Source organism: Tropicimonas sp., from assembly GCF_047971885.1.
Classification (GTDB): domain Bacteria; phylum Pseudomonadota; class Alphaproteobacteria; order Rhodobacterales; family Rhodobacteraceae; genus Tropicimonas.
On record NZ_JBKEAE010000124.1, the window covers coordinates 67,299 to 82,408 of the forward strand.

A 15,110-nucleotide genomic window follows, 5' to 3' on the forward strand; every position below is an offset into this window, starting at 1 on the left:
ATGAGCGAAACCAAACAATCCAACGTCCTGATCCTGCTGGGCCCTCCGGGGGCCGGCAAGGGCACCCAGGCCCGAATGCTCGAAGACAGGTTCGGGTTCGTGCAGTTGTCGACAGGCGACCTGCTGCGCGAGGCCGTCGCGGCGGGAACCGCTGCCGGCCGCAAGGCCAGGCCGGTCATGGAAGCCGGCGATCTGGTGAGCGACGAGATCGTTCTGGAGGTCCTGAACGAGCGGCTGGCCGAGCCGGATGTCGCCAGGGGTGTGATTCTCGACGGCTTTCCGCGGACCCTCGGGCAAGCCGAAGCGCTCGATACGCTGCTTGCCGACCGCAATCAGCGGATTTCGGCGGCAATCAGCCTCGTGGTCGAGGACGACGCGATGGTCGAGCGGATTTCCGGCCGCTACACCTGCGCCGTTTGCGGCGAGGGTTACCACGACACCTTCAAGAAGCCCGAAAACGAGGGCGTTTGCGACAAGTGCGGCGGTACCGAGTTCAAGCGCCGCGCCGACGACAACGCCGAGACGGTGCGTGCGCGCCTTGTTGCCTATCACGAGGAAACGGCGCCGCTGATCGCGTTCTACCGTGACCGCGGTGTGCTGAGGGAAGTGGATGCGATGGGCGCGATCGACGAGATCGCGGCCGATCTGGACAGGATTGTCGAGCAGGCCAGCGCCTGATCGGCGGGGCGGGGGCATCCCCGCCCGCGAACCGGTACCGAGTTATCCGGGTGAGGCCGCTGCGCGCAGGACGCGCGCAGCGACAAACAGAAACCAACGGGAGGACATTATGTCGGAAAAACCTGAGGCTCTCGGCTACTGGAGGGCGAACATCCGTATCGTCACCTGGTTGCTGATCATATGGGCGATCGTGCCCTTCGGATTCGGCATCCTGCTGCGGCCGATGTTGTCGGGGATCACCGTCGGAGGCTCGGATCTGGGCTTCTGGGTGGCGCAGCAGGGGGCGATCCTCGTCTTCCTCGTCATCATCTTCTACTACGCCTGGCGGATGAACAAGCTCGACGCCGAATACGGCGTGGACGAGCAATAATCGACGGGGACCGGATAATGGATCAGTTTACAATCAATTTGATCTTCGTCGGCGGTTCGTTCGCGCTCTACATCGCGATCGCGATCTGGGCGCGGGCCGGCTCGACGAGCGAATTCTATGCCGCCGGCCGGGGCGTTCACCCGGTGCTGAACGGCATGGCGACCGGCGCTGACTGGATGTCGGCGGCGTCGTTCATCTCGATGGCGGGTCTGATCGCCTTTGTCGGCTACGACAACTCGACCTACCTCATGGGCTGGACCGGCGGCTACGTGCTGCTGGCGCTGATGCTCGCGCCCTACCTGCGCAAGTTCGGCAAGTTCACCGTGCCCGAGTTCATCGGCGACCGTTTCTACAGCCAGAGCGCGCGCATGGTGGCGGTGGTCTGTCTGATCGTCGCCTCGGTGACCTACGTGATCGGCCAGATGACCGGCGTCGGCGTGGCCTTCGGCCGCTTCCTTGAGGTGTCCAACACCACCGGCCTGCTGATCGGCGCCTGTGTGGTTTTTGCCTATGCGGTGTTCGGCGGCATGAAGGGCGTGACCTATACGCAGGTTGCGCAATACTGCGTGCTGATCCTGGCCTATACGATTCCGGCCATCTTCATCTCGCTGCAACTGACCGGCAACCCGGTTCCGCCGCTGGGTCTGTTCGGGACCGATCTCGGCTCGGGCGAGCCGCTGCTGGTGAAGCTGGACCAGATCGTCACCGATCTCGGCTTTGCCCAGTACACCACCCATCACACCGACACGCTGAACATGGTTCTGTTCACCATGTCGCTGATGATCGGGACGGCCGGCCTGCCGCACGTCATCATGCGCTTCTTCACCGTGCCGACCGTCGCCGATGCGCGCTGGTCCGCCGGGTGGGCGCTGGTGTTCATCGCGCTGCTCTACCTGACGGCCCCGGCCGTTGGCGCGATGGCGCGCTTCAACATCACCAACCAGTTCTGGCCGGACGGCATCAGCGGCGAGGCGGTCTCGATCGAGACCATCGCCAGCGATCCGGGCTACGCCTGGATGGGAACCTGGCAGAAGACCGGGCTTCTGGGATGGGAAGACAAGAACGGCGACGGCAGAATCCAGTACTATAACGAGGCGAACCCGGACATGGCTGCCCGGGCGGCCGAGAGCGGCTGGACCGGTAACGAGCTGACCAACTTCAACAACGACATCCTCGTTTTGGCCAACCCCGAGATCGCCAACCTTCCGGGCTGGGTGATCGGTCTGGTCGCCGCCGGCGGCCTGGCTGCCGCCCTGTCGACCGCCGCCGGGCTGCTGCTGGCCATTTCCTCGGCGGTGAGTCACGACCTGTTGAAGGGTCAGCTGACCCCGAACATGTCGGAAGCGGCCGAACTGATGTCGGCGCGTGTCGCCATGGCCGTCGCCATCGTGATCGCCACCTATCTGGGCATGAACCCGCCGGGCTTTGCCGCCCAGACGGTGGCGCTTGCCTTCGGTATCGCCGCGGCGTCGATCTTCCCGACGCTGATGATGGGGATCTTCTCGAAACGGGTAAACAACACCGGTGCCGTGACCGGTATGCTGGTGGGTCTGCTCTTCACGGTGATCTACATCTTCCTGCACAAGGGCTGGTTCTTCATTCCCGGCACGGCAAGCTTCCCCGACACCGTCGACGGCTCGCTGCTGGGAATCCAGTCCACGGCGATCGGAACGGTCGGCGCGCTTCTGAACTTCGCCTCGGCCTTCGTTGTGTCGCGGATGACGGCGGAGCCGCCGCAGGAGATTCAGGATCTGGTCGAAAGCGTCCGCATTCCGCGTGGCGCGGGTACCGCCACCGATCACTGACATCGAACGAGAATGGTGCGGGCCCTGAAGGGCCCGCGCCCGATACAGGGACCAGATTCGGCGCGTCCCCATGTCCGGGGGCGCGCCGGTTCCTCCAAGGGATACCAGCGGTGAGACGATGACCGACACCGACACAGATCGCGATACGCGCATCCAGCGCTTTCTCGAAAACGTCCATCCCTACGATACGCTCAGCCAGGAAACGCTCACCCGGATCGCCGGTGCGTTCCGCGACAGGGTGGCAGGGCCGGGCAGTGTCATCTATTCGGTCGGCGAACCGTTAGACGGGCTCTATCTCATCGAGCACGGCAAGGTCGAGATCACCGACGAGGTCGGTGCCCCCGTATCGCTGCTCAAGGGGCGCAACACCTTCGGCGAGCGCGGTCTGGTGCGCGACGGGCTCGCCCGGACCAATGCGCGGGCGGTGGACGAAACGCGCCTGCTGGTTCTGCCGGTCGAGATATTCCACGAACTGAACCGCACCAACCACAGCTTCGCCCGCTTCTTCGACCGTGGCCGGAGCGGTGCGCGCGAGCGGCGCGGCGAGATTGCCACCCAGAAGGTCGGCGACCTGATGGCGCGCAATCCGCTGACGGTGGCGCCGGAAACGACAGTGCGCACCGCGGCCGGTACGATGCGGGATACCCGCGTTTCCTGTCTGGCGGTGACCGAGGCCGGTAACCGCCTGCTCGGTATCGTCACCCTGCGCGACATGGCGACCAAGGTGGTCGCCTCGGGCCTGCCCGGAAGCACGCCCGTGCACGAGATCATGACCCGCAACCCGGTCAGCCTCGCGCCGTCGGCGCTGGGTTCGGATCTGCTCAACGTGATGCTGGAAAACAAGGTCGGCCATGTGACCGTGACCGAGGGCGACCGGCTTGTCGGCATCCTGACCCAGACCGATCTGACGCGGTTCCAGGCGATCAGTTCGGCCTCGATGGTGCAGGAGATTGCCGAATCCTACACCGCCGAGGAGATGGCGCGGGTGACCGCGCGGCTGCCCAAGCTTCTGATGCAGCTTGTCGGTGCGGGCAACCGTCACGAGGTGGTGACGCGGCTGGTCACCGACATCGCCGATGCGGCCACCCGCCGCCTGATCGCGCTGGCCGAGGCCGAGCTTGGTGCGCCGCCGGTCGAATACCTGTGGCTGGCCTGCGGCTCGCAGGGCCGGCAGGAGCAGACCGGCGTTTCCGATCAGGACAATTGCATGATCCTGAGCGACGACGCGACCGAGGGCGATCTGACCTACTTCGCCCGGCTGGCAAAGTTCGTCTCGGACGGGCTCGATACCTGCGGCTATTTCTACTGCCCGGGCGACATGATGGCGAGCAACCCGCGCTGGCGGCAGCCGCTGTCGGTCTGGCAGCGCTATTTCCGCGGCTGGATCGACAAGCCCGACCCCGAGGCGCAGATGCTCGCCTCGGTGATGTTCGACCTGCGGCCCATCGGCGGGGCGAAGCACCTGTTCGAAAACCTGCAGGAGGAAACCCTTCAGGCGGCACGCAGGAATTCGATCTTCGTCAGTCACATGATCGCCAACTCGCTGAAGCACACGCCGCCGCTGGGCCTGTTCCGCGGCTTTGCCACCGTGCGTTCGGGCGAACACAAGAACGAACTGGACATGAAGATGAACGGCGTCGTGCCGGTGGTGGATCTGGGGCGCATCTATGCGCTGAAGGGCGCCATTACCCAGGTCAACACGCGCGCCCGGCTCGAGGCGGCCGAGGCGAGCGGCACGATCTCGCAATCCGGCGGGCACGACCTGATCGATGCCTACGACCTGATCGCCGAGACACGGCTGAACCAGCAGGCCGAGGAAATCCGCGCCGGAAGCAAGCCGGACAATTTCATGCTGCCCTCGGATCTGAGCGATCTGGAACGCAGCCATCTGCGCGATGCCTTTGTCGTCGTCCGCACCATGCAATCGGCCGCGGGGCAGGGCAAGGGGATGCTGAGCTGAGGCCGTGCCGGCAGGATAACGCGGTACATGCGCCGGGGAGGGGCCATGTTTCTTGAACTGATCGCAGCCTTCGCGGCGGGATTTCTGGCCGCCGGCGTGGTTCTGATCCTGAACCGCCTGTCCGGCGGACGGCTGCCGAAATGGGCGATGCCGGCCGCGGCGGGCACGGCGATGATCGTTTACGCGATGTATATGGAATACACCTGGTTCCAGCGCAGCGCGGCAGAGTTCCCTTCGGGCGTGCACGTCGTCACCACTCACACCACCAGCGCGCCCTGGCGGCCATGGACCTATCTGTGGCCGATCATCAACCGCTTCACCGCGATCGACACGGCGACGATCCGCAGCAACGGGGCGGTGCCCGGCCAGCATATGGCGCAGATCGTCTTTATGGGGCGCTGGAAGGCGCCGCGCGTGCTGCCGATGGTCTTCGATTGCGAGGGCAACCGTATCGCGCCGCTGGCCGATTCGGTCGTCTTCGACGAATCCGGGCGCGTGACCGAGGCGGAATGGACCGAGGTCGGCGTCGGCGACCCCGCCCTTTCACTTGTCTGCAAGGAGGACTGACATGACCGGAAGCGACCCCGCCGCCCGTATCCTGATTGTCGAGGACGAGGACAACATCGCCCTCGCCCTGACCCATGTCCTTCGCCGCGAGGGATGGGAGGTGAGCCGCGTCGCGAACGGCGACGCGGCGCTGCCGGCGATCCGCGCCGAACATCCCGATCTGGTGCTGCTCGACGTGATGCTGCCCGGCCAGTCGGGCTACGAGATCTGCCAGGCGATGCGGCTCGACGAAACGCTCTCGGATGTGCGGATCCTGATGATGACCGCGCGCGGCAATGCGATGGAGCGGCGCAAGGGGCTGGCGCTCGGGGCGGACGGGTTCATCGCCAAGCCGTTCGATCTTTCGACCCTGATGGCGCAGGTGCGGGCAATGCTCGCCGGCGAGACGGAGGCGAACGATGCGTGACCGGCTGGCCCAGGCGCTCAGCCTCAGGCTCCGGGTGTTTCTGTTCTTTGCGTTTCTTGCCTTCGGCGGTGTTGCCGCCGTGCTTTTCGGTCTCTGGCTGGGTTATCTCCGCCTCGACGAGACGACTCCGGCCTCGGCTTTCGTTTCCGCCGGGCTGATATCGGTATTCTGCATTCTGGCCCTCGTGACATGGGTCTGGCACCTGTTCGACGAAAACGTCGCCCGGCCGATCCAGAAGCTTGCCGGCGGCATGCGCGCGCGCGCCCACGCCGATATCGACGAGGAACTCGACCATGCCGACGCGCGCTATCTGGGCGATCTCGGGCATGCAGCATTTGCGGTTACCGGCACGCTGGCCGAAACCAAGAACGCGCTGGCCGAGGCCGTCGAGCGCGAGACCACCCGGCTCGCCGTCGAGAATGCGCGGCTTCAGGCGCTGCTGGCCGACGTGCCAGCGGGGGTGCTGCTGTGCTCCAACGATCACCAGATCGTTTTCTACAACGGTCAGGCGCTGGAGCTGCTTCCGGGCGAGGTGGTGGCCGGCCTCAACCGGTCGGTGCTCGATTACCTGCGCCCCGCCCCGCTGAGAAACGCCTATCGGCGGCTGAAGGCTTCTGCCGATGCCGATGCCTATTGCGATGTGCTCTGCACCGCCGTCCAGTCGGGCGAGGTGCTGGCCGGGCGCATGCGGCTGGTCAACCTGCCCCATCGTGCCGGCGAGGTGCCGGGCTACGTGCTGACGCTGCGCGACGTGACGTCCGACCTGCGCCTGCATGCCGGGCGCGAGGAGCTTCTGGACGAGATATTCGACCGTGTGCGCCGCCCTGCGGCGAACATTCAGACGGTGCTCGATTCGGGCGCTGCGGCGAATGGCGACGGACGCGCGGCCCTGCTGGGCGAGGTCGACAAGCTGACCCACGCGATCACCGATCTCGGCACCCGCTACGACCGGGACCGCGGCGGCTGGTGGCCGATGGAGGAGGTCCGGGCGAGCGAACTGGTCGATTCGGTTGTCGCGCTCACCGGGCGCGACGGCATAAGGGTGACCGGCGATTCCGAGCCCATGGTCATTCGCTGCGATGCCTTCCAGATCGTCGCCCTGCTGACCCATCTGTGCGAGCGGCTGGTGGCCGTGATCGACGCTTCGGTGATTTCGCTGCGCATCGCGGGCGATGGCGAGGGCGGGGCGATGATCACGCTCGGCTGGAAGGGCGACGTGCTTCAGGTCGGGTTGCTCGAAGGCTGGCTCGATCTGCCGCTCGAGGTGGGCATGGCCAACGTTACCGGGCGTTCGGTGCTGGTGACCCATGCAACCGAGGCCTGGCCCGAACCGGGGCGGCTGGGCCGCGCGATCCTGCGCCTGCCGCTGCCGCAGGCGCGCGCGGTCGAACAGACCCCGGCGCGCGCGCGCCGTTCGGCGGTCTACGATTTCGAACTGCTTGATCGGGAGCCTTCGGGCGAACTGGCCCAGACCCCGCTGCGCGATCTGACCTGCGTGGTCTTCGATACCGAGACCACCGGGCTTCTGCCGTCGTCGGGCGACGAGATCGTGCAGATCGCCGCGCTGCGCCTGCTGGGCGGCAAACGCATACCCGGCGAAAGCTTCGAAACGCTGGTCGACCCCGAACGCCCGATCCCCGCCGTCGCCACGCAGGTGCACCACATCAGCGACGCGATGGTTGCGGGCGCGCCCACCATCGCCACGGCCGGCAAGCGGTTTCATACCTTTGCCCATGGCGCCGTGCTGGTGGCGCACAATGCGCCCTTCGATCTGGAATTCCTGCGCCGGCACGAGGGGGCGATCGGCGCCAGTTTCGACAATCCGGTGCTCGATACGGTGCTGCTGTCGGCGGTGGTCTTCGGTCAGTCCGAAACCCATACGCTCGACGCGCTGACCGAACGGCTGGGGATCGAGATCCCCCCCGAGGCGCGCCATACCGCGATGGGCGATACGATCGCCACGGCGGCGGCATTCGAGATGATGATCCCGATGCTCGAAGGACAGGGCCACCGGACCTTTGGCGAGGTCATCGCGGCCGTGCGCCGGCACAGCCGCCTGCTGCGCGACGCCAACGATCCGGACCGGATCTGATTCCATACCGTATTCCGGCGCCGGTGCGGCGCGCCGTTATCCGCTTCCGTAGCCGCGCCGCTCGAACCGTGGCAGCATGGCCGAGAAGTCCCTTCCCCGGCCATCCTCGTGCTCGACGAATGTTTCGTAGAGCGCCGTGGCGGCAGCGCCGAGCGGGGTGTCGGCATCGACGGCCGCGGCGGCCTGCTGGCTGAGCCGCAGATCCTTGAGCATCAGTTCGGCGGCAAATCCGGGTTTGTAGCCGTTGTCGGCCGGCGATTGCGGCCCGACGCCGGGGGCGGGGCAATAGGTGTTCATCGACCAGGACGACCCCGAGGAGGTCGAGACCACGTCGAACAGCTTCTGCCGGTCGAGCCCCAGCTTGTCGGCCAGCGCAAAGGCCTCGCAGGTGCCGATCATGGTGATGCCGAGGATCATGTTGTTGCAGATCTTCGCCGCCTGTCCGGCACCGGAGCCGCCGCAATGGACAGACTTTCGACCCATCACGTCGAAGAGCGGTGCGACGATGGCAAAGGCGCGCGCCGGGCCGCCGGCCATGAAGGTGAGCGTGCCCGCCGTCGCACCGCCGACCCCGCCCGAAACCGGCGCGTCGATGGCGAGAAGCCCGCTTGCGGTGGCGGCGGTGGCAACGGCACGGGCACTGTCGACATCGACGGTCGAACAATCCAGATGCACCGCGCCCGGCCGCATCGCCGGGTGGATTTCGGCCGCGACCTGACGCAGGATCGCCCCGCCGGGCAGCATGGTGATGACCACCTCGGCCCCGGCGCAGGCCCCGGCCGCGCTTGCGGCCGGCTGCATACCCGCCGGGCAGGGCGCCACCGGGTCGAAGCCCGTCACCGCGTTCCCCGCCGCCGCCAGGTTGGCCGCCATCGGCGCGCCCATGTTGCCCAGTCCGATAAATCCGATCTTCATCTTCCGTTCTCCCCGTCGTCGAATTTCAGTCTGCTGTCGCCGAGCGGCATCAGCATGGCGGCGACCATGGCGGGTGTCACCTCGTCCGGCCGGTTGCGCCAGCGCGGCGCGCGGTCCTTGTCGATGATCGCCGCACGGATACCTTCGAGAAAATCGGCATGCTCCATGGCGCGGAAGGTGAAGCGGTATTCCTGTTCCAGCGAGCGGCGGATGCCGGCGCCCGGACCGCGCAGTCTGTGGCACAGCTCGACCGTGCAGGCCATCGAGAGCGGGGCGTTCCTCGCCAGCGCGGCAAGCGTTTCCGAGGCAAAGGCCGTGTCCTGCTGTTGCAGGCCGCGCAGGATATCGCCCAGGGTTTCGCCGCTGAAATGGGCATCGATCTCGGCCTGCCGCGCGGCAAGCGGGGAGACCGGCGCGGGGCGGGCCGCCCTGTCGATCAGCGCGCAGTCCGGCGTTTCCTCCAGCGCCGCGATCAGTGCCGGCCACGCCGCCCGTGGAACGAACCGGTCGGCGAAACCGGCATGGAGCGCGTCGCCCGGCCCCATCCGGCCGCCGGTGGTGCCGAGGTATTCGCCCAGCCTTCCCGGAGCTTCGGCCAGCAGCAATGTGCCCCCGACATCGGGAATCAACCCGATACCGCATTCGGGCATGGCGATCTGGCTGGTTTCGCAGACCACGCGATGCGAGCAATGGCAGCCGATGCCGACGCCGCCGCCCATGGTGAAGCCCTGCAGGAAGGCGGCAACCGGTTTGGGATATTCGGCCAGCCGCGCGTTCATGTTGTATTCGTCATGCCAGAACCGGCGCCCGTAGGCATAATCGCCGGCCATACCGGTGGCATACATCTCGGCGATGTCGCCGCCGGCGCAGAAGGCGCGCTCGCCCTCGGCGTCGATGACAAGTATCGCCACACCGGGATCGTCGGCCCATGCCTTCAGCGCTGCGTCGATGGCAAGACACATGTCGTAGGTCATCGCATTCAGCGCCCGGGGACGGGTCAGGGTGATACGGCCGGTGCGCCCGACCGTACGGATCGAAATGTCGCTCATCGGTGTGCCAGCAGGTCGCGGGCGGTGATCACCCGCATGATCTCGTTCGTGCCTTCGAGGATCTGGTGCACGCGCAGGTCGCGCACGATCTTCTCGATCCCGTAATCGGCCAGATAGCCGTAGCCACCGTGCAGTTGCAGGCACTGGTCGGCAACCCGGCTGCCGGTCTCGGTGACCAGCTTCTTCGCCATGGCGCAGAACCTTGTCGCATCCGGCGCGCCGGTATCCAGTTTCCACGCCGCCTGACGCAGGAAGGTGCGCGCTGCCTGAAGCGCGATCTCCATGTCGGCGAGACGAAACTGCAACGCCTGGAACCGGTCGAGCGTCTGGCCGAAGGCGCGGCGTTCGGACATGTAGGCGAGCGTCATATCCATCGCCGCCTGCGCGGCGCCCAGCGAACAGGCCGCGATGTTGAGCCGCCCGCCGTCGAGCCCGGCCATCGCATAGGCGAAACCCTGCCCCTCCTCTCCCAGAAGGTTTGCGGCCGGAACGGCGGCGGCATCGAGTTGCACCTGACGCGTCGGCTGGCTTTTCCAGCCCATCTTCGCCTCCAGCCCGCCGAAGGAAAGCCCGGGTGTGCCGTCCTCGATCACCAGCGCCGAAATGCCCCGCGGCCCGTCGCTCCCGGTTCGGGCCATCACCACATAGGCATCGGCGTAGCCACCGCCCGAGATGAACGCCTTGGTGCCGGTCAGGGCATAGCCCTCGTTGGTGCGTTTGGCGCGGGTTTTCAACGCCACCGCGTCCGAGCCCGAGCCGGGTTCGGTCAGGCAATAGGCCAGGACCTTTTCCATCGAGACTGCGCCGGGCAGGAAGCGGGCCCTGAGATCGGCCGAACCGTAGCGATCGAGCATCGCCGCGCACATGTTGTGAATCGACAGGAAGGCCGCGACCGAAGGGCAGGCCATGCTCAGCGCCTCGAAGACCAGCGTCGCGTCGAGCCGCGACAGGCCCGATCCGCCGGATTCCTCCGAGACGTAAAGCCCGCCGAAACCCAGCTTCGCCAGTTTCGGCCAAAGCGCGCGCGGGATCGTGCCCTCGGCCTCCCAAAGCCGCGCATTGGGCGCGATCTCCTCGGCACCGAAGCTGCGCGCCAGATCGAAAATGGCGGCCTGTTCCCCGCTCATCGCGAAATCCATGCGTTTCTCCCCAAGTCGCGTGGAAATTGAATATGCGTTCAATTTTCAATGGCGCCGCAGGTGATGCAAGGGTTTTCGTGCGCGTCGGCGCGGGGATACGCAAATGCCGCCCCGGAGGGGCGGCACATTCAGTTCGTCCGCAAGGGCTCGGTCAGATGACGCGAACCTGGGTGCCGATCTCGACCATCGGGAAAAGGCTGGCCACCTGTTCGTTATACAGACCGAAACAGCCCGACGATGACGGGCGACCGATCTTGCGCGTGTCGTGGGTACCGTGAATCAGATAGGCGGGCCAACCGAGATACATCGCATGGGTGCCCAGCGGATTGTCGGGCCCCGGTCCAACATAACGCGGCAGGTCGGGATCGGTTTCCAGCATGCTGGCGGTCGGGCGCCAGTCGGGGCCGACCTTCTTGCGCACGACCTCGGTATAGCCGCGCTTGGTCAGCTCGTCGGTCTTCGGCACCGATGAGGGAAAAATGTGATAATTGCCCTGCGGAGACCAGAAATGCACCGCGCGGCTGGCCACGTCGCAGACGATCGCGCCGACGCCGATCTGTTCGAAATGGTCTTCCCATTTGCGGCGGGTGAAGCTCGAAATGTTGCGCATCGCGCCGGTCTGCTCGCGCTCGACGGGAAGCGCATCGCCGAAAGCGTGCACGACCGAGGGTGCCGCCAGAATCGGCACGGCGGCGAAACCGGCGAGTACGCCGCGGCGGGTCGGGTTGGAAGACATGGAAACCTGCTCGTTGCTGTTGTTCTGGAGAGATATTTCGCAAAAACCGCGTGCGGGGTCCAGTGGCCGGTTCGGCATACACGGGCTTGTGAGAAGCGGCCGGCTCAGCCGCCGGCCATCCTGACGGCTTTGCGCCCGTCCGGGGTCACGGTATAGATGCCGCGTCCGACACGCTCGAACCAGCCATGATGATTGTCGGCCATCATCCGTGTCGCCCGCGCGACGCCCGTCGCCGCCGAGACATCGCTGCCCTTCGCCGGGCCCTGTGCGCAAAGATGCGCCGCAAGGCGGATCGCATCCTGGCGATAGGCAGTCACCAGCGCGCTGCGGACGGTGCCGCCCCGGTTGGGGTCGCCCTCGCGGCGGGCGAATTCACGCAGAAGCTGCCCCTTGCGTTTTGCCGACGGACGGGGACGGAAGGGCGCCGGATCGAGATGTACCTGCACATGGCCATCCGCCAGCCGCACCGTGATGAGCCCGAGCCCGAGCCGCCGGCAGAGCGCCGCATTCGCCCTGAGTGCGCGCTGGAAGCGGCGCCCCCGGTTATGCGGAACGGCGACATAGACCGAATCGCTGATCCGCTGCCGGGCGACCGCCTGATGAAAGAGCGACAGCGAGAAGGTGCCTTTCAGTTCCACGATCACCGGATCGTCGCCCTCCTCGCCCATCGCGACGACATCGGCGGCGCCGATCTCGGCCTTGACCGTGTAGCCTTGGGATTCGAGCAACGCCTTGACGGGCGGATAGAGGTCTGTCTCGCGCGGGCGCGGTGCCATGGCTCAGAGCCCGTCGTGGAAGGCCTCGATAAGATGCCGGACCACGGCGCGCATCGCATCCTGCGGGCTGTCGCCGGCCGCCAGCCGGGTCTCGCGCACCGCGCGTTGCGCATCGGCGCTGTTGCCCCGGGCCACGATCTCGTGCACGCGCCCGACCTCGGCGGTGCACTGGAGCGCCTCGGCATCCTCGGCCAGCAGTTCGACGATCTCCTCGGCCAGATCGGAAAAGGCCACGATCTCGCGCTGGCCGAAATCGATCATTCCTTCGTTCAGCCCGTAGCGCTGCGCCCGCCAGCGGTTTTCGCCGATCAGGACCGAATCGTAGATGCGCCAGCGCTGGTTTCTGGCCGACAGCCGCCACAGCATGCGGGTGAAGCACTGTGTCAGGGCGGCGATGGTCAACGAATCCTCGAGCCGCGTCGGCACGTCGCAGATGCGTGTCTCGACGGTCGGAAAACGCGACGAGGGTCGCAGATCCCACCAGATTTTCGAGGCGTCCTCGATGATGCCAAGCTCGACTAGGACACCCGACATGCGCTCGAATTCAGCCCAGGATTCGAGCCGTGGCGGCAACCCGGTGCGCGGCAGGTTGTCGAACACCGTCAGCCGGTACGAGGCAAGCCCGGTATCCTGCCCCATCCAGAAGGGCGAGGAACACGACAGCGCCAGCAGATGGGGCAGGAAATAGCTGAGCTGGTTCATCAGGTCGATGCGCTGCGACGGGCTTTCGATGCCGATATGGACATGCATGCCGCAGATCAGCAGCCGCCGCGCCACCCCGGCCAGCGCGCGTTCAAGCTCGTTGTAGCGCGTCCTGTCGGTGTGGTGCTGCAGTTTCCAGTCGGCGAAGGGATGGCACGAGGCGGCGATCGGTGCCAGACCATGGCGCGCCGCGCAGCGGGCGACCGAGGCGCGCAGCTTCTTCAGGTCGTCGCGTGCCGCGCCGACCGTCGGGCAGACCTTGGTGCCGACCTCGATCTGGCATTGCAGGAACTCGGGGCTCACCTGCCCCTGAACCGCCCCGGCGCATTCCTCGATCAGGGCTTCGGGCGCGTTGGCCAGTTCGAGCGTTTCGCTGTCGACGAGCAGGTATTCCTCCTCGACCCCCAGCGAAAGCGCGGGCGCGGTGCGTGGCATCGGCGGTCCTCCCCCCTTGATGTCCGCGCAGCGTGTCAGGAAGGGTGCGCGCGCGCAAGAAGGCGATTGTTGGAAAGGCACGACGACTGGGGTAGAGCTTGCCGGACAGCGCGAGGGAAAGGACGGCGATGCTTGTTGCAGTTGGGGCGATTACGCGGCGGCGGCCGAAGATGTTCGGCCAGCTGCTCGAAAGTCTCGCCGCCATGCGGCGCCCCGAGGGTGTGGAGATCGTCTTTCTTCTTGCCGAAAACGACACCGAATGCAGCGTCGCGACCGAGGTCGCGGCGTTCAGGGCGAGCGTTTGCGAAGATGTCCGGTTCGCGCTTGAACCGACCCCCGGGATCCCCATGGGCCGGAACAGGGTGCTCGACATGGCGCTTGCCGCCGGCGCCGATTACCTGACCTTCGTCGACGACGACGAAACCGTCACCGGCGACTGGCTGGTGAACCTCGTGCGCGGCATGGAAGCCGGGAGGTTCGATCTCGCCGGCGCACCGGTGCGGCTGGTCGCCCCCGAAGGCGGGATGACGGCGTGGAACCGGGCCGTTCTGACGCATCTTCAGGCGCGATCGGAAAGCCGCAACCGCATCCGCCGCAAGGCGGCCGCCGAGGGAAACGACAGCGAGTTGAACATCTACACCAACAACTGGTGTCTGCGGCTTGAGGCGCAGCGCAGGCTCGGTGTGCGCTTCGACGAATCGCTGCAGTTCACCGGCGGCTCGGATACGCGGTTCAGCCTCGACATGAAGGCGGCAGGGGCGCGGATCGGCTGGATACACGACGCGGTGGTCGAAGAACCAACGCCGCAGAAGCGCCTGACCCTGGGCTATCACTTCCGGCGCGCGCGCGACCAGTCGGTCAACGGTGTCCGCCTGAACCGCAAATCGCGTCCGCTGAGCCTGGTCCAGGCGCTGCTGCGAAGCGTGGACGGCATGCTCTATCTGCTGAGCGTTCCGGTCAGCGGCCGCTATGCGGTGGTAAAGGCGGTGCACAAGTTCGGCATTGCCGCAGGGCGAATCCGGGGTGCGTTCGGCGGATCGAGCCGCCATTACGCCGCCGATGCCGAGGCGTTTCACACCGAGGGACAGGGCGGCGGAAGCGAAGCGTTGTGACGTGACACCGCCGGTCCCCGGGGGTGCGGCAGGTACGCCGAAGCGCGGGGTGCCAGGATGGCGGCGAGGGTCATGCCAGTGGTCCCGAAGACGGACCCGCGTTCGCCATGCGAAAGGTGGTGCGGAGCCCTTCCTGTTCTGGCAGAGCAAGACACCCGGGCGCGGAACAAGGCCGAAGGCCGCCGCGCCAGCGCCTGGCCGCTCCCGCGGCCAGGCGCTTTGGTGACGACCGTACAACGTTCATATTGCGGGCGGATGTGGCTGGCATAAAGCACTTCGTTCTACCGTCAGGAGCGCCTGTCCACGGCCATGCGTCGGCGCGGCTTGCATCTCACGTGAAAGGCAGCTTCGTCCCGCATTGCCGACAT

14 protein-coding genes are annotated in these 15,110 nt (G+C 66.4%); 8 read left to right on the top strand and 6 right to left on the bottom strand.

Annotated elements, in window-relative coordinates:
• From ACK5IR_RS10505 to ACK5IR_RS10535, 7 genes are all read left to right on the top strand, one after another.
• Complete coding sequence (locus ACK5IR_RS10505; RefSeq protein WP_416928624.1) at positions 1-678, top strand: adenylate kinase; 678 nt, start codon at positions 1-3, stop codon at positions 676-678.
• A gap of 109 nt (positions 679-787) precedes the next feature.
• Positions 788-1,048, top strand: a complete 261-nt coding sequence (locus tag ACK5IR_RS10510; protein ID WP_416928626.1) for a DUF4212 domain-containing protein — start codon at positions 788-790, stop codon at positions 1,046-1,048.
• Positions 1,049-1,065: 17 nt separating this feature from the next.
• Positions 1,066-2,853 (top strand): sodium:solute symporter family protein, encoded by a 1,788-nt coding sequence (locus ACK5IR_RS10515; RefSeq protein ID WP_416928628.1) that lies wholly within the window; start codon positions 1,066-1,068, stop codon positions 2,851-2,853.
• 118 nt (positions 2,854-2,971) lie between these two features.
• Positions 2,972-4,813, top strand: coding sequence for a DUF294 nucleotidyltransferase-like domain-containing protein (locus ACK5IR_RS10520; protein WP_416928630.1), 1,842 nt, complete (start codon positions 2,972-2,974; stop codon positions 4,811-4,813).
• Positions 4,814-4,858: 45 nt separating this feature from the next.
• Complete coding sequence (locus tag ACK5IR_RS10525; protein ID WP_416928632.1) at positions 4,859-5,380, top strand: hypothetical protein; 522 nt, start codon at positions 4,859-4,861, stop codon at positions 5,378-5,380.
• Position 5,381: 1 nt separating this feature from the next.
• A complete protein-coding gene (locus ACK5IR_RS10530; protein ID WP_416928634.1) occupies positions 5,382-5,786 on the top strand; it encodes a response regulator transcription factor in 405 nt (134 codons plus the stop codon).
• Positions 5,779-7,878 carry an exonuclease domain-containing protein gene (locus tag ACK5IR_RS10535; protein WP_416928636.1) on the top strand — a complete coding sequence of 700 codons (2,100 nt, stop codon included), beginning with the start codon at positions 5,779-5,781 and terminating at the stop codon, positions 7,876-7,878. Before ACK5IR_RS10530 ends, ACK5IR_RS10535 begins: the two co-directional genes overlap by 8 nt.
• 36 nt (positions 7,879-7,914) lie before the next feature.
• On the opposite strand, the gene mmsB is transcribed toward ACK5IR_RS10535, so the two are convergent.
• From mmsB to ACK5IR_RS10565, 6 genes are all read right to left on the bottom strand, one after another.
• The gene (gene mmsB, locus ACK5IR_RS10540; protein ID WP_416928638.1) at positions 7,915-8,793 is read right to left on the bottom strand and encodes a 3-hydroxyisobutyrate dehydrogenase; all 879 of its coding nucleotides are present in this window, start codon (positions 8,791-8,793) and stop codon (positions 7,915-7,917) included.
• A complete protein-coding gene (locus tag ACK5IR_RS10545; protein WP_416928640.1) occupies positions 8,790-9,842 on the bottom strand; it encodes an enoyl-CoA hydratase/isomerase family protein in 1,053 nt (350 codons plus the stop codon). The genes mmsB and ACK5IR_RS10545 overlap by 4 nt, the downstream gene beginning before the upstream one ends.
• The gene (locus tag ACK5IR_RS10550; RefSeq protein ID WP_416928642.1) at positions 9,839-10,981 is read right to left on the bottom strand and encodes an acyl-CoA dehydrogenase family protein; all 1,143 of its coding nucleotides are present in this window, start codon (positions 10,979-10,981) and stop codon (positions 9,839-9,841) included. Before ACK5IR_RS10550 ends, ACK5IR_RS10545 begins: the two co-directional genes overlap by 4 nt.
• A 151-nt stretch (positions 10,982-11,132) precedes the next feature.
• The gene (locus ACK5IR_RS10555; RefSeq protein ID WP_416928644.1) at positions 11,133-11,717 is read right to left on the bottom strand and encodes a L,D-transpeptidase; all 585 of its coding nucleotides are present in this window, start codon (positions 11,715-11,717) and stop codon (positions 11,133-11,135) included.
• A gap of 104 nt (positions 11,718-11,821) precedes the next feature.
• Complete coding sequence (locus tag ACK5IR_RS10560) at positions 11,822-12,493, bottom strand: DUF2161 domain-containing phosphodiesterase (RefSeq protein ID WP_416928646.1); 672 nt, start codon at positions 12,491-12,493, stop codon at positions 11,822-11,824.
• A gap of 3 nt (positions 12,494-12,496) precedes the next feature.
• Positions 12,497-13,630 carry a carboxylate-amine ligase gene (locus ACK5IR_RS10565; protein ID WP_416928648.1) on the bottom strand — a complete coding sequence of 378 codons (1,134 nt, stop codon included), beginning with the start codon at positions 13,628-13,630 and terminating at the stop codon, positions 12,497-12,499.
• A 128-nt stretch (positions 13,631-13,758) separates the two neighbouring features.
• Here ACK5IR_RS10565 and ACK5IR_RS10570 point away from each other — a divergent pair, with 128 nt between their 5' ends.
• Positions 13,759-14,742, top strand: coding sequence for a glycosyltransferase (locus ACK5IR_RS10570; RefSeq protein WP_416928650.1), 984 nt, complete (start codon positions 13,759-13,761; stop codon positions 14,740-14,742).
• The last annotated feature ends 368 nt before the right edge of the window (positions 14,743-15,110 follow it).

What these genes read in the sequence shown, in the direction of transcription:
- ACK5IR_RS10530 (WP_416928634.1), top strand. Translation starts at nt 5,382, where the DNA reads ATGACCGGAAGCGACCCCGCCGCCCGTATCCTGATTGTCGAGGACGAG.
- ACK5IR_RS10555 (WP_416928644.1), bottom strand. Translation starts at nt 11,717, where the DNA reads ATGTCTTCCAACCCGACCCGCCGCGGCGTACTCGCCGGTTTCGCCGCC.
- ACK5IR_RS10535 (WP_416928636.1), top strand. Translation starts at nt 5,779, where the DNA reads ATGCGTGACCGGCTGGCCCAGGCGCTCAGCCTCAGGCTCCGGGTGTTT.
- ACK5IR_RS10520 (WP_416928630.1), top strand. Translation starts at nt 2,972, where the DNA reads ATGACCGACACCGACACAGATCGCGATACGCGCATCCAGCGCTTTCTC.
- ACK5IR_RS10545 (WP_416928640.1), bottom strand. Translation starts at nt 9,842, where the DNA reads ATGAGCGACATTTCGATCCGTACGGTCGGGCGCACCGGCCGTATCACC.
- mmsB (WP_416928638.1), bottom strand. Translation starts at nt 8,793, where the DNA reads ATGAAGATCGGATTTATCGGACTGGGCAACATGGGCGCGCCGATGGCG.
- ACK5IR_RS10570 (WP_416928650.1), top strand. Translation starts at nt 13,759, where the DNA reads ATGCTTGTTGCAGTTGGGGCGATTACGCGGCGGCGGCCGAAGATGTTC.
- ACK5IR_RS10550 (WP_416928642.1), bottom strand. Translation starts at nt 10,981, where the DNA reads ATGGATTTCGCGATGAGCGGGGAACAGGCCGCCATTTTCGATCTGGCG.
- ACK5IR_RS10560 (WP_416928646.1), bottom strand. Translation starts at nt 12,493, where the DNA reads ATGGCACCGCGCCCGCGCGAGACAGACCTCTATCCGCCCGTCAAGGCG.
- ACK5IR_RS10510 (WP_416928626.1), top strand. Translation starts at nt 788, where the DNA reads ATGTCGGAAAAACCTGAGGCTCTCGGCTACTGGAGGGCGAACATCCGT.
- ACK5IR_RS10525 (WP_416928632.1), top strand. Translation starts at nt 4,859, where the DNA reads ATGTTTCTTGAACTGATCGCAGCCTTCGCGGCGGGATTTCTGGCCGCC.
- ACK5IR_RS10565 (WP_416928648.1), bottom strand. Translation starts at nt 13,630, where the DNA reads ATGCCACGCACCGCGCCCGCGCTTTCGCTGGGGGTCGAGGAGGAATAC.
- ACK5IR_RS10515 (WP_416928628.1), top strand. Translation starts at nt 1,066, where the DNA reads ATGGATCAGTTTACAATCAATTTGATCTTCGTCGGCGGTTCGTTCGCG.
- ACK5IR_RS10505 (WP_416928624.1), top strand. Translation starts at nt 1, where the DNA reads ATGAGCGAAACCAAACAATCCAACGTCCTGATCCTGCTGGGCCCTCCG.